Annotated in this window: 11 protein-coding genes; 1 reads left to right on the top strand and 10 read right to left on the bottom strand. The window is 68.8% G+C overall.

Features of this window, described 5'->3' with window-relative positions; translation table 11 throughout:
• Positions 1 to 2: 2 nt before the first annotated feature.
• Genes AXA74_RS05615 through AXA74_RS05600 form a run of 4 tightly spaced genes read right to left on the bottom strand, consistent with a single transcriptional unit; the run spans position 3 to position 3,936 of the window.
• On the bottom strand, positions 3 to 1,208 hold the full coding sequence (locus AXA74_RS05615; protein ID WP_080700999.1) for an acyl-CoA dehydrogenase family protein: 1,206 nt from the start codon (positions 1,206 to 1,208) through the stop codon (positions 3 to 5).
• A 1-nt stretch (position 1,209) separates the two neighbouring features.
• A complete protein-coding gene (locus tag AXA74_RS05610) occupies positions 1,210 to 1,989 on the bottom strand; it encodes an enoyl-CoA hydratase/isomerase family protein (protein WP_376740352.1) in 780 nt (259 codons plus the stop codon).
• 16 nt (positions 1,990 to 2,005) lie between these two features.
• Positions 2,006 to 2,950: a Bug family tripartite tricarboxylate transporter substrate binding protein gene (locus AXA74_RS05605; RefSeq protein WP_029580630.1), complete on the bottom strand. Its 945-nt coding sequence runs from the start codon at positions 2,948 to 2,950 to the stop codon at positions 2,006 to 2,008.
• Positions 2,951 to 2,964: 14 nt separating this feature from the next.
• Positions 2,965 to 3,936 carry a Bug family tripartite tricarboxylate transporter substrate binding protein gene (locus AXA74_RS05600; RefSeq protein WP_032979661.1) on the bottom strand — a complete coding sequence of 324 codons (972 nt, stop codon included), beginning with the start codon at positions 3,934 to 3,936 and terminating at the stop codon, positions 2,965 to 2,967.
• A 182-nt stretch (positions 3,937 to 4,118) separates the two neighbouring features.
• On the opposite strand from AXA74_RS05600, the gene AXA74_RS05595 reads away from it, so the two are divergent.
• The gene (locus AXA74_RS05595) at positions 4,119 to 4,712 is read left to right on the top strand and encodes a TetR/AcrR family transcriptional regulator (RefSeq protein WP_029580628.1); all 594 of its coding nucleotides are present in this window, start codon (positions 4,119 to 4,121) and stop codon (positions 4,710 to 4,712) included.
• A gap of 6 nt (positions 4,713 to 4,718) precedes the next feature.
• Here the strand turns inward: AXA74_RS05595 and AXA74_RS05590 are convergent, their stop codons facing one another.
• The 6 genes from AXA74_RS05590 to AXA74_RS24335 form a co-directional block, all read right to left on the bottom strand.
• Positions 4,719 to 5,567, bottom strand: coding sequence for a hypothetical protein (locus AXA74_RS05590; protein WP_032979663.1), 849 nt, complete (start codon positions 5,565 to 5,567; stop codon positions 4,719 to 4,721).
• A 102-nt stretch (positions 5,568 to 5,669) separates the two neighbouring features.
• Positions 5,670 to 6,449 (bottom strand): efflux RND transporter periplasmic adaptor subunit, encoded by a 780-nt coding sequence (locus AXA74_RS05585; protein WP_032979665.1) that lies wholly within the window; start codon positions 6,447 to 6,449, stop codon positions 5,670 to 5,672.
• Positions 6,450 to 6,457: 8 nt separating this feature from the next.
• Positions 6,458 to 8,440, bottom strand: a complete 1,983-nt coding sequence (locus tag AXA74_RS05580; protein WP_032979667.1) for a preprotein translocase subunit SecA — start codon at positions 8,438 to 8,440, stop codon at positions 6,458 to 6,460.
• A 1-nt stretch (position 8,441) separates the two neighbouring features.
• Positions 8,442 to 10,595, bottom strand: a complete 2,154-nt coding sequence (locus AXA74_RS05575; RefSeq protein ID WP_032979669.1) for a membrane protein — start codon at positions 10,593 to 10,595, stop codon at positions 8,442 to 8,444.
• Positions 10,596 to 10,605: 10 nt separating this feature from the next.
• Positions 10,606 to 12,429 (bottom strand): HlyD family efflux transporter periplasmic adaptor subunit, encoded by a 1,824-nt coding sequence (locus AXA74_RS05570; RefSeq protein WP_029580623.1) that lies wholly within the window; start codon positions 12,427 to 12,429, stop codon positions 10,606 to 10,608.
• The coding region (locus AXA74_RS24335; protein WP_211269876.1) for a hypothetical protein at positions 12,422 to 12,664 on the bottom strand (243 nt) is incomplete at its 5' end. The genes AXA74_RS24335 and AXA74_RS05570, both read right to left, overlap by 8 nt.

Raw genomic sequence — 12,664 nt, 5'->3', positions numbered from 1 at the left:
CTTCAGACTCCGAAAAGCGCGCGCGCGATGACGTTGAGCTGGACTTCGGTCGTCCCGCCGGCAATGGTCTTGGAGCGCGCGAAGAGGTAGTTCTGCACCGCCAGCCCCTCGGCGCCCGCCCGCTGCGCCTGGTCCAGGAAGCGCGCCGCGCCCACGGGCCCGTGCACCATGAGAGCGATGCGCGAGATGTCCTGCGCGATGTGGCTGCAAGCCAGTTTCAAGGCCGAGGGACGCGCGCCCAGCGGCTCCTGGCGCATCATCGCGTCGATGGCCGAAGCCAGCATTTCGCGCGCGCTCTTGATGCGCGCGGCCAGTGACAGCAGCTCGCGGTCCAGCCCGGCATAGTCGCGCGCCGCATCCCTGTGCTGCGCCAGCAGGCGCGCCAGGCCGCGCCACTGCCGCATCAGCCGGGCCACGCTGGCCGGCGGCAGGCGCTCGCGCTCCAGGAGATATTTGGCGCAGGTCCAGCCGCCGCCCTCCGGCCCCAGCAGCCTGGCGGCCGGCACCCGCACATTCTCGAAGAACACCTCGTTGACATGGTGCCAGCCGTCGATGGTGTGTATGGGCCGGTGGCTGATGCCCGCGCTGTCCATATCGACCAGGAACAGCGATATGCCCTCCTGCTTGCGGCCTTCGCGCGAGGTGCGCGCCAACAGATAGATGCGGTCGGCCTCATGCGCGTGCGAGGTCCATATCTTCTGGCCGTTGATGACATAGCCGTCGCCATCGCGCTCGGCGCGCGTGCGCAACGAGGCGAGGTCGGAGCCGGCGCCGGGCTCGGAATAGCCCTGGCACCACCAGTCGCTGGCATCGACGATGCGCGGCAGGAACTCCGCCTTCTGGTCCGGCGTGCCAAAGCGCATGATGACCGGCCCGATATGGCCCAGCCCGTGATGGTAGAGGGGCGGACAATCCTCGTCGGCCATCACTTCTTCGAAAATCATCCGCTGGCGCAGCGTCCAGCCCGTGCCGCCATGTTCGCGCGGCCAGCCCGGCGCGGCCCAGCCTTGTGCATGCAGCCGCCGCTGCCAGCGGCTGTAGACCGCGCGCGTGAGCTTCTCGCCCGCGGCCACCTGGCGGCGGATCTCGACGGGGCAATATTCGCGGGCGAAGTCGCGCAGCTGGGCGCGAAACGCCGCGTCAGCCTCGCTTTCGGCATAGCCGCCCGTGGGCAGGTCAAGCAGGCGGGCATCGATCTCCAAAGCCATGTCAGCGTCCCTTGTAGACGGGTTGGCGTTTTTCCAGGAAGGCCTGCTGGGCCTCGCGCGCATCTTCCGTGTCCGACAGCGCCACCGTGATGTTCTGCTCGAAGCGATAGCCCTCGCGCGGCGGCATGGCCACGGTCACCTGGGCGGCCTGCTTGGCATAGCGCAGCGCGATCGGCGCCTTGCCGGCGATTTCATGGGCCAGCGTGAGCGCGTAGGGCATCAGTTCCTCGGGCGGCAGGCTGGCCTCGATCAGGCCCAGGCGGTAAAGCTCGTCGGCCGACACCTTCATGCCGGTGAAGAACATGCGCCGCGCCCGCGACTGGCCGAACACGCGCTGCAGCAGCGCCGTGCCGCCGGCCAGGCCGACATTGATCTCGGGCATGGACACATAGGCATTGTTGGACGCCACCCAGATATCGCAGGCGGCCATGAGGCCGAAACCGGCGCCCAGGGCGGGGCCATTGACCGCGGCGATGACGGGCTTGCCGCATTCGCTGATCGCCAGGGCAGACTCGCGGACCAGGCGGTTGTGACGCCAATAGGCGCCCGGGCCGCGCTGCTTGATGGCGGGCCGCTCCGAGACGTCGGCGCCGGCGGAGAACACCTTGCCCTTGCTGGTCAGGATCACGCAGCGCACCTCGGCATCATCGTTGAAACTGTCGAAGACTTCGATGATTTCGGCGCGCATCTGCGCGTTCTGGGCATTGACCGGCGGGCGGTCGAGATAAACGATGGCGACATGGCCGTCGCGCTCAATTTTCAGGCACTCGAGATTCATCATGCGCTCCAGGGAAAGATCACTGCAGGTCCACGCCGCTGTCGACCAGGGCCTTCAGGCGGGCCGATTCATAGTCCAGGAACCGGGCGAAAGCCTCGGGCGTGCCGCCCTCGACAAGCAGCGACGTCCTGTCGATGGCCGCCCGCGTGGCGGGGTCCGCGATGGCGGCGCGCAGATCCGCATTGATCTGCTGCAGCACCGCGTCGGGCGTGCCCTTGGGCACGAAGAAACCGAACCAGCTGCCGAAGACCAGGTCCACGCCCAGCTCGCGGAAAGTCGGCACGCCGGGCGCGCCCGGATGGCGCTTCTCGCTGGCGATGGCGATGGCGCGCAAGCGCCCCGCCTCGACGTTGCCCATCGATGAAGGTCCGTCGAAGATGCCGTCGACCATGCCGCCCAACACGTCGTTCATGGCCGGGCCGGTGCCCCGGTAGGGCACATGGGTGATCTGCACGCCCTCGGCCTTGGCCCACAGTTCGGCGGCGATGTGGGGGCTGGAGGCCATGCCGGAAGAAGCCAGGCGCAGATTGCCGGGCGACTTGCGCGCCTTGGCGAGCACATCGTCCAGCGTATGCAGCTCGCCCTTGGCCGGCACCACCAGCAGGTTGCGGCTATTGCCCAGCAGCATCACCGGGCGCAGGGCGTCCTTGCCATAGCTCATATCCTTGCGCAGCACGGGATTCGAGGTATAGGCATAGCTGGTGAGCAGCAACGTGTGCCCATCCGGCTCGGCGCGCGCCACGCTCTGCGTGCCGAGCATGGTCGCCGCCCCGCCCTCGTTCTTGACGATGACGGGCACCTTCCAGCGCCGGCCCAGGAACTCGCCGATGGCGCGGCCATAGAGGTCCGTCACCCCTCCCGGCGCATAGGGCACCACGATGGTCACCGCATGCTCGGGGAAAGCCTGGGCGCTGCCCAGCCCGCACATGGCCACGGCGCAGGCGGCCAGAAGTCGTTTCATCATTTGTCTCCTCTCCTTTATTCGGCTTTTATGCCGGCGCGCTCGATAAGCGCGCGCCATTTGTGTTGTTCGCTCTCGACCAGGCGGGCCATTTCGGCGGGGGAACTGCCCACCAGCGTAGTGCCTTGCGCAAAACCCGCCTTGACCGCCGGGTCGCGCAGAACGCTGTTCAAGCTGGTGTTGAGCCTTTCGATGATGGCCGGCGGCGTGCCCGCCGGCGCGGTGATGTAGTTGACCGGCACCGCCTCGAAGCCGGGCAAGGTCTCCGCGATGGCCGGCACCTGCGGCGCGGCCTCGCTGCGCGCCAGCGAGGACACGCCCAGGGCGCGGACCTTGCCGGCCTGGATGAGCGGCAGATAGACCGACAGCGTGTCTATGGTCATGGGCACCTGCCCGCCGATCAGGTCGTTCTGCGCCGGCCCGGTGCCGCGATAGGGCACATGGAAAATATCCACGCCCGCGGCCTGGCGGAAGAGCTCGCCGGCAAGATGACTGGTCGAGGCGACGCCGGAGCTGGCGAAGCCCAGCTTGCCGGGATGCGCGCGGGCGTAGGCGATCAGCTCAGCCACGCTGTGCACCGGCAGGCTGTTGCTTACCACCAGCACATTGGCGCCCTCGCTCACCCGCCCTACCGGCACGAGGTCGCGCGTAGGGTCATAGCTCAAATGCTTGAACAGAAAGGGGGCGGTCATCTGCTGGCCCGGCGTGGTGTACAGCAGGGTGTAGCCGTCGGGCGGCGACTGCGCCACATGGCCGGCGCCCAAGGTGCCGCCGCCGCCAGGCCGGTTCTCCACCACGACCGGCCGGCCCAGCGCCTTGCCCCAGGGCTCGGCGATGCGGCGCGCATTGGCGTCGGCGCCTCCGCCCGGCGCGAAAGGCACGATGAGCCGCAAGGCGTGATCGGGAAACCCGCCGTCCGCGGCCCCGGCCGGCGCCGCGAACTGCGCGGCCGCCGCCAGCGCCAGCGGGATCAGAAGTCCGCTGCGCATGCTTGTCTCCACCTATGTCGGGGTTTTGTCGCTGCAAAACTTGTCTCGCCGCCCGGCCTTTCCTTATGCTTGGAAACTTACCGACCGGTCGGTTGGTTCTAAGAATAGACCTGATCGCCGGGGAAATTCAATCCCGGTGGATTCCCTTATCATCACCCCGTCTTCTTCTACAGGGCCCCTCCATGACCTCGCGCGACCCCGGACGCTACGACCAGATCATCCATGCCGCGCGGCGCCTGATCGCCCGCCACGGCTACCGCGGCACGTCGCTGAACATGATCGCCGCCGAGGTCGGGGTCTCCAAAGCCGCCCTCTACCATCACTTTCCGGACAAAGACACGCTCTACCGCAGCCTGATCGCGGCCGGCATGGAGCATTTGTTCAATGAGGTGCGGGCCGGCATGCAGGCCGCGGGCGACGACCCGCGCGAACGGCTCTATGCCTTCATGCGCGCCTCGGTCGAGTATTACGAACGGCACCACGACAGCTGGATGTCGGGGTCCCAGTTGTTCTGGACCGCGGAAAGCCCCGAACACCGGGCCCTGGTGCTCACCTGGCGGGATGCCTACGAGACCTTGCTCAAGGATGTGTTGCGCGACGGGGTGCGTGGTGGACAGTTCCGGGCCGACACCGACGTCAGCCTGGCCAGCAAATTTCTGCTTTCATCGCTGAACCAGCTCTCGCGCTGGTACCGCCCCGGCGGCGGCAAAAGCGCGCGGGAGATCATGGACCGCTTCGTGGACATGTTCCTGCACGGCGTGCAGACCCCTGGCTGAACGCCTTCAGTCCCCCAGGCGCACGCGGGCGGGCACGAAGCCGGCGCGGCGCTTCCAGGTCAGCAGGCCCTCTGTGCCGTGCTCGAGCGCGCCATACCAGATGGCGCGCGCCCCGCGGGCCGGCGGCGTGGCCGCGCTCAACAGCCACTGCGCGATGCGCGCATGCATCAGCAGCATGACGCCATCGGCCAGATAGTCGCGGTGGCCCATGAGGTCGAGATAGTGGACCAGTTCGCCGCTGCGCGCCAGTTTGGTATAGGCCACCAGGCGCTCGCCGGTCCGAAGCGGGCCATTGCAATGCCCCGGCGCATCGATGAAGACCCCCCACCATAGTGTCCAGTGCGTGTCGCAGGCAGGCGGCTGCCAGGGCTGGCGCCGCGCGGCCTGCCGGCCGACGTGCGCGGGGCGCAGCAGCCAGCGCGCCAGCACCGGCCCGCCGCTGCGCACGGCCATCGATGTCTTGACGGCATGCACATCGTGGACATGGTTGGCCAACACGAACGGACGCACGCGATACCCCAGCCGTTCGGCGCGCCGGATCTTGGAAAGATTGCGCGAAGACAGGCCGCGCAACAGGCGCTCCAGGCCCTGGCCATCGCCGCAGGCGCGCAAGTCCAGCATCATGGGCGTGGCGCCGCGGCCACGCTGCTGCATGTCATAGCGCCGCGCCACGCGCCGCATGCGCGCCAGCGCCTGCGCCGCCCCCCGCCCCCGCGCCTGCTCCGCCTGCAGGCTCAGTGCCAGGGGCGCGGGCGGCTGCCCCCAGAGGCGCAGGCGCGCGGTTTGGCGCCGCCGCACGATCAAGGGGTCGAGCACGGCGTAGTAGGCACGCATCAGCAGGGCCAGGGTCTTCATGCGGCTTGCGGCGGGCGGACGGGAAAAAAAGTCTAGCAAGCCTGCCTGTAAGTATCCGCAACTACTGGATGCGGGGTCGCACAACCCCGCGGCGCCCCGGCTTCAAAAACGGATCGAGCAGCGTATCCCGGCCGGTATGGCGTGGTCTTTGTTGGGGATGGTGAGCAGGACCGTGAACGTGCCGCTGGCCGCGTCCATCACCCGGTCGATGCGCCAGACCTTGGCCTTGAGCGCCTGCCCGCTGATAGCCGGGTTGACGTTGACCTGGGCTTCGGCCTCGTGCTTGATCTGTCCGTACAGTCCCTCGGGCACGACCACCTTGACCACCAGGGGGTCGATCTGCGCCAGCTTGACGATCTTGTTGTCGTTGACGCGGTCGCCCGGACCGGCATAGCGCTCGGCCACCACGCCGTCAAACGGGCTCTTGATGCTGCGTTCAGCCAGGATGGCCTGCTGCAGGGCCACTTGCAATTGCGCCTGGCGGCTGCGCGAGCTCATCTCGTCGTAGTCGCCGGCCGGCAGCAGCTTGCGCTTGTAGAGATCGGCATTGCGGTCCACCACCCGGCTCAGGTAGGCCGCCTCGGCGCGGCGCAGGCCCAGCGTGGCTTCATCGACATGGGTGTTCAGCTCGGCCACGACCTGGCCTTTCTTGACCGTGTCGCCGCGCTGCACCAGCACCCGCTCAAGCACGCCGGCCGAAGGGCTGCCCAGTTCCGAAACCTGGAAAGGCTCGATCAGGCAGGCCATGGGATGGCCCAGGCTGTCCTGGGGCGCCGCCCCGGTCAGCGGCGGCAGCGTGGCATCGGGCGGCAGGCCCTGGGCCAGGGCGGCGTTGGCCAGGCAAGCCAGGCAGGCGGAACGGACTAGCGTGGAGATCTTCATGATGGGTCTCAGTCGCCCTGTCCGGAAAACGACAGGGAATTTTCGAGTTCTTCGTCCGCGGCCACCATTTGGCGTCGTTCGCGGGCCAGTTTTCTTTCGGTGCGCGCCTGGGCATGGCGCAGCCAATGAGCGGCCAGGCGCCGCCAGCCCGGGCCTTGCGCGGCCAATAGCGCGCCGACCGGCCGCGCCCACAGGCTGTCCTTGACGCTGTCGAGCACGGCGTCTTCCAGCGAGAGGATGGCCTCGGCATGGCCGGGATCGCCCTGGCGGCCGCTGCGGCCTTCCAGCTGGCGGTCGATGCGGGCCGACTCATGCCGCTCGGTCAGGATGACATGCAGGCCGCCCGCCGCGCGCGCGGCCTCCGACAGCGGGATGTCCGTGCCGCGGCCCGCCATATTGGTGGCGATCATGATGCTGCCGATCTCGCCGGCGCGCGCGATGAGCGCGGCCTCGTCGGCATCCTGCTTGGCATTGAGCACCACGGCGGGCAGCCGCGCCTCGGCCAGCACCCGGGCCACTTCCTCGGAAGCCGCCACCGAGCGCGTGCCGATCAGCACCGGCACACCGCGCGCATGCAGCTCGCGGCAGCGCTCGCGCACGGCCGCCCACTTGTCCGCCATGGTCCGATGCACGCTGTCCGGCGCGTGCAGCCGGCGCGACTTGCGGTGGGTGGGGATGCGCACCACCGGCAGGTTGTAGACGCGGCCCAGCTCCGCGCGGATCTCGGCCGCCGTGCCCGTCATGCCGGCCAGCAGGAGGTAGTGCTTGAAGAAGCGCTGGTAGCTGATGCTTTTCAAGGTGGCGCGCGGATCGCTGAGATCCAGCCCCTCCTTGTGCTCGATCATCTGGTGCACGCCCTGGCCCCAGGAGCGGTCCGGCATCACCCGCCCGGTGAACTCATCCACCACCATGACCTTGCCGTCGCGCACGATGTATTGCTCGTCCCGCTTGTACAGGTGCAGCACGGTCAGCGCGCTGAGGATGAGTTCTTCGCGCCGGAAGGGAATGCTCCAGGGCGCCGGCAGGGCCGCGCAGGCCTGGCGCAGATATTCGCGTCCGGCCTCGGTGAGCACGGCGCGCCGCTCCGCGGGCTGGATGCGGTAATGCGGCGCCTGCATGGCGGCGGCAAGCGCCATGGCCTGTGCGGTCACCGCGCTGCCGTCCTCTTCTTGCACGCCGGAGATGATGAGCGGAGTGCGCGCCTCGTCGACCAGCACGCTGTCGGCCTCGTCCACGATGGCGAAGCACAGACCGCGCAGGAACAGCTGCCGCAGGCGCCCGTCCGCGCCGCGCAGGCGCTCCAGGCGCAGACGGTCCTCGTCGCGGTCATCGTCCAGCACGATGAGATCGCGCAGATAATCGAAGACCAGGGTCTTGTTGGAACAATAGACGATATCGGCCTGGTAGGCGTCGCGCCTGGCCTGCGGGCTCATCTCCATGCTGACCCAGGCCACGCTCAGGCCCAGCGCCTCATAGAGCGGCGCCATGATCTCGGCGTCGCGCTCGACCAGGTAGTCATTGGTGGTGATGACATGCACGGGCAGGCCGGCCAAGGCCGCCGTGGCCGCGGGCAAGGTCGCCGTCAGCGTCTTGCCTTCGCCGGTGTTCATCTCGGCCACCATGCCTTGCAGCATGGCCCAGCCGCCCAGCAGCTGCACGTCGAAATGCGCCTTGCCCAGCGCCAGTCTGCCGGCCTGGCGCACCAGCGCGAACGCGCGCGCCGCGCTGGCCGGCGTGATGCCGTGGCAGCGCAGGTCGAAGGCGACTTCGTCGGCCTGGGCGCGCACGCCGGCCAGGTCCAGGCCGGCCAGCCGCGCGGCCTCGCGGTGCACCCGCGCCAGGATGCGCCGCGTACGCCATAGCGGCTGGCGCCGCTTGCGCGACAGCCAGCGCAAGACGCCCGTGCCCCAGGCCTCCAGCTTGTTGGCATGCCGCTCGCTCTCCTTTTCGGGATAGAGCGGATCGGGCGAGAGGGCGGCGAAACTGTCCATCTCAGAGCTTCAGCTGGCGCAGCACCATCTGGCGCACGGCATCATAGGCCTGCAAGGCCAGCGGCCGGGGCTCATGGGAAAACTTCACATAGACGCGCGCGCCGAGGTAGGCGCGCGGCGCATCCTCGGGCAGCAGCAAATCCATGACAAAGAGATTCTCGGCCGACTTGGCCCGCCCCTCCTGCGATTTGCGCGGATCCACCCCGATGCTGCCGCCGCCCTGCAGGCTCAAGGCCAGGCTGGGCAGCTCATCGGTGGCCGCCGGCACTTCGCGCGCGATGCGGGCGGCAAACTCGCGGCCCGGGTCCTGCACCAGGCGCACCCGCAGGCCGTCCAGCGAGCGGTGGATGCGCTCCAGGCTGGATTGCGGCACCACCACCCGCACCGTCTCGGCCTCGGTCAGCACGTAGCCCAGCAGTTCGCCGCGCTGGACGTAGCGCCCGGTCATGTCCTCGGGCTGGGCCGACACATATCGCCCGGCGTGCTGGCTGCGCACCTGTTGCGACTGCACTTGGTCGGCGATGGCGCGCCGCTCGGTCAGCAGGCTTTGCCACTGGTGGCGCGCGATGGCCGCCTGCACCTGGTTCTGGGCATAGGCCTGCACATAGCGCGCCTGGTACTCATCGACCTGGGCGGCCAGCATGGCATCGCGCCGCTGCAACTCATCGTTCTCGAGCAGCAAGAGCGGCGTGCCGGCGGCGACCGGCGCATCGTCGGCCGCCTGGCGCTCGCGCACGAAACCGGCCACCGGCGCGCGCACCTGCGCCGTCGGCGGCACCCAGACCACCCCCTCGGTATCGGTCGAGGACGGCATCGGCAAAAGACCCACCAGGCCGGCGGCGGCCAGCACGCACAGCGCGGTGATCAGGTAGGAACGCCCCCGGCGCGCCTGGATTTGCGGATCGGTGAAAAGATGGCGCGCCAGGCGCCACAGCGGCATGACGATGGTGTTCAGGATGGCCCAGCAGGCCAACAGCACCCCGAAGAAAAAGAACTGTCCCGCCACGAGGAAAATGGCCAGGAACATGATGAACATGCGGTAGACGAAGGACAGCAGCGCATAACCCACGAACCACCATTGCTCGCCCCGGGTGGCGCGCGGCGCCTCCACGGCGGCCAGCCCCAGCACATGGCGCTTGAACAGATAGCCCAGCCAGGCATTGGCGCGCTGGCCGAGGTTGGGGATCTCGATGGCATCGGCCAGCACGTAATAACCGTCGTAGCGCAACAGCGGGTTGCCGTTCATGAAGAGCGTGGACACCCCGCACAGGATGATGACGTTGTAGGCCAGCGAGCGGCCCAGGCCGGGCTCGAGCTGCGTCCAGGCGATCATGGCCAGGGCGGCGAGAAAGAGTTCGACCAGGATGCCGGCCGCCCCCACCAGCATGCGCCAGCGCTTGTCGGCGAAACCGGCCGCCGCCGAGGCGTCCACATAGGGAATGGGCACCAGCAGCAGGAACATCACGCCGATCTCGTGCACTTCGCCGCCGCGCGACTTGACCGCGCAGGCATGGCCCAGCTCGTGGATGGCCTTGACCACCGGATACACCAGGGCCATGGCCAGCACATTGCCAGCCGAGAACACCTGGTCCCAGACATTGTGCGTCAGGGCTTTCCAGTTCATGGCGCCCAGCGAGGCGCCATAGAGCACCACGGCCAGCCACAGCAGGCCGCCCACCCAGGTGAACAGCCAGCGATAGTACGGCAGCCCGGCGCTCAGCCAGCGGTCGGGATCGACCAGGGGCAGCTTCAGCGCGCTGGGATTGCCGATGTACTGCTTGATCTTCTGCGCGCGCTGGCGCCGCCGCCGCTGCACCAGGTCGCGCACATCGGGCGCCCGGTCGGTGACCAGCACGTCGGCCCGGTGCAACTGGGCCATCAGGCGGATGACCTCATCCTGCGGCATGGCGTCGTCCTCGAGCTGGGCACAGGCGATCTCCCAGATCTGCTGCACGCTGCGCCGCCCGTCCATGAGACTGATCAGCAGATTGGCCTCGGGCGTATAGCGGTGGAACTCGCCATTGCTGTGGTCCTGCATCACATACCAGATCTGGCCCCGGTAGGTATGGCGGTGGATATGGATATGCGAACGCAGGCGCGGGCGCAGCGTGCTGACGCGATGCCAGGAATTGCTGTAGAGAGCGGTGACTGCCATGTGCTGCGTCCTATCCGAACCAGGCCCACCACTTCAGGCGCAGCCAGTCCACGAAGCCATGGGTCCAGATCCAGGCATAGCGGCGTTCGCCGATGTCGATGCGCCCTACGCCCTCCATGCCGGGCCGCAGCACGGACAGGGCCTGGCCGTCGAGGCTGGCCTCCAGCCGGAAGACGGTCTTGCCCTCCTGCACCTGGGCCAGCGGCACAATGCGCGTGACCGTGAACGGGATCTGGCGGTCCGGCATGGCGGCCAGGGCGACACGTCCTGTCTGCCCCAAGGCCACATCGTCGATCTGCCGGTCTTCCACGTCCAGCCAGAGGCGGTAGCCATCAAGCGGCGAAATCTTGAAAAGCTCCTGGCCGCGCTTGACGGACTCGCCCAGCTGCTGGCTGAGGTCCCCGCTCACGAGGATGCCGTCAAACGGCGCGCGCAGGCTGGAGCGCTGGATCTGCTCGCGATAGAACTGGATCTGGGCCATGGCCTGGCGGGCCTGGGCCTGGGCGATGGCGGCCGCGGCGTTGTCGCCGCGCGCCATGGCCTCTTCGGCCTGGCGGCGGTATTGCACTTCCAGGTTGCCGGCGCGCAGCAATTCGAGTTCGGTCTCGCGGGTATCGAGCGCGGCGAGCACCTCGCCGGCCTTGACTTCGTCGCCGGCGCGATGCGCCGCCTCGGCGATATAACCGTCAAACGGCGCGGCGACCACGCGCTGCACCACGCCCTGCACCGTGGCGGTCGCCCCCACGCGGTAAGGACCATGGGCCAAGGCGCCGAACAACGCCACGGCCAGCACGGCCAGCACCAGCAGCTTGCGGCCGATATACCGGGCGCCGAAGAGCCGGCCGGCCTCCTGCAAGAGGGCATCGCGGCCCTTGCGCCACAGCGGCCGCTCCTGCTGCAGCCGCTGGTAGAGCACGCGGCCGGCCAGGAGCGCCACGCTCTGGCACAGTTCGACGCTCTGGCGGTCAAAGGCCTGGTTGTCGGGGCGCTCGAACAGCAGGGCGCCCCGCGCCTGGCCCTCGGGCGCGAAGGGCACGGTCAGCACATGGCGGTTGCCGAACTCGCGCGCCAGCTTCTGGTGGGCGCGCAGCTGGATGGTGCGCCCCTCGTCCTGGGGCAGGCAGAGCGTGGTGTTCTGGTCGATGGCCTCGTCCATGGCCTCGGCCACCGCCTGCACCAGGTTCATGTTCTGCACCAGGCGGCTGCTGTGCGACAGCGCATGCACCTTGATGCGCCCGTCCTGCCGGAAGCCGATGCTCACGCGGTCGCAGCCCAGACGGGTGGCCAGGTCGGTCGCCAGCGTCAGCGCCACATCCTTGAAACGGCCTTCTTTCAGGGCCCGGGCGACGCTGTTGACCACATACATCAGGCGCTCGATGGTCTGGGCGCTGTCGCCGCGCTCTTCCTGCAGCAGCCAGGCTTCCAGCACGCCCGCGCCCCAGCGCAGGGCCTGCACCGCCGGCTCGGGCGGCTGCGGCGCGGTCTCGAAGGCGGCCACGCCATGCAGGCGGCCGCCCAGGATGACCGGATAGGCCACCACCAGGTGCTTGCCATCCAGCGCCACCGCCACCTCCCTGCCCTGCAGACAATCATCGACCACGCCATAGAAGGCAGGCCCCGGGCGGCTACCCGGCGGCGTCTCGGCCACGGCCTCGAACGGGCCCGTGTCCGGTTCGCCCAGCACGAGGGCGCCATGACGCACGCCCGCGAGCTGGCCGGCCTGCAAGGCCAGCCAGGCGTCCAGGAAGGCCTGGCGATCGGCCGACGGCGACAGCGCCGACCACCATGCCAGATCCGCGCGCTTGACCTGCGCGGCGACTATCGGATCATTCATCCTCACTAAGGGCCTGCGCCTCCTCCATCGGCGTGTCCTTGCGGCTCACGCGCAGTCCGGTCTTGCGGCGGGCCTTGGGCTCCCACGTATTGGTTTTGGAATTGAACACCACCGAGCCGGCCATGCCCAGCGCGCCGGACAGGCCCAGCACCCCGACACCCGCCGCCATGGCGGCGCGCGTGTCCTGGCGCCCCGCCCCCGGCGGCGCGGCGGCTGGCGGCTGGGCCGCGCCGCC

The organism is Bordetella hinzii LMG 13501 (assembly GCF_001548475.1).
In the GTDB taxonomy this organism is placed as follows: domain Bacteria; phylum Pseudomonadota; class Gammaproteobacteria; order Burkholderiales; family Burkholderiaceae_B; genus Bordetella; species Bordetella hinzii.
This window is presented reverse-complemented; position numbering and strand designations above follow the sequence as displayed.

Bases quoted from the DNA above. Each gene is read 5' to 3' on its own strand.
- AXA74_RS05615 (WP_080700999.1), bottom strand. From the start codon at position 1,208: ATGGCTTTGGAGATCGATGCCCGCCTGCTTGACCTGCCCACGGGCGGC.
- AXA74_RS05610 (WP_376740352.1), bottom strand. From the start codon at position 1,989: ATGATGAATCTCGAGTGCCTGAAAATTGAGCGCGACGGCCATGTCGCC.
- AXA74_RS05605 (WP_029580630.1), bottom strand. From the start codon at position 2,950: ATGATGAAACGACTTCTGGCCGCCTGCGCCGTGGCCATGTGCGGGCTG.
- AXA74_RS05600 (WP_032979661.1), bottom strand. From the start codon at position 3,936: ATGCGCAGCGGACTTCTGATCCCGCTGGCGCTGGCGGCGGCCGCGCAG.
- AXA74_RS05595 (WP_029580628.1), top strand. From the start codon at position 4,119: ATGACCTCGCGCGACCCCGGACGCTACGACCAGATCATCCATGCCGCG.
- AXA74_RS05590 (WP_032979663.1), bottom strand. From the start codon at position 5,567: ATGAAGACCCTGGCCCTGCTGATGCGTGCCTACTACGCCGTGCTCGAC.
- AXA74_RS05585 (WP_032979665.1), bottom strand. From the start codon at position 6,449: ATGAAGATCTCCACGCTAGTCCGTTCCGCCTGCCTGGCTTGCCTGGCC.
- AXA74_RS05580 (WP_032979667.1), bottom strand. From the start codon at position 8,440: ATGGACAGTTTCGCCGCCCTCTCGCCCGATCCGCTCTATCCCGAAAAG.
- AXA74_RS05575 (WP_032979669.1), bottom strand. From the start codon at position 10,595: ATGGCAGTCACCGCTCTCTACAGCAATTCCTGGCATCGCGTCAGCACG.
- AXA74_RS05570 (WP_029580623.1), bottom strand. From the start codon at position 12,429: ATGAATGATCCGATAGTCGCCGCGCAGGTCAAGCGCGCGGATCTGGCA.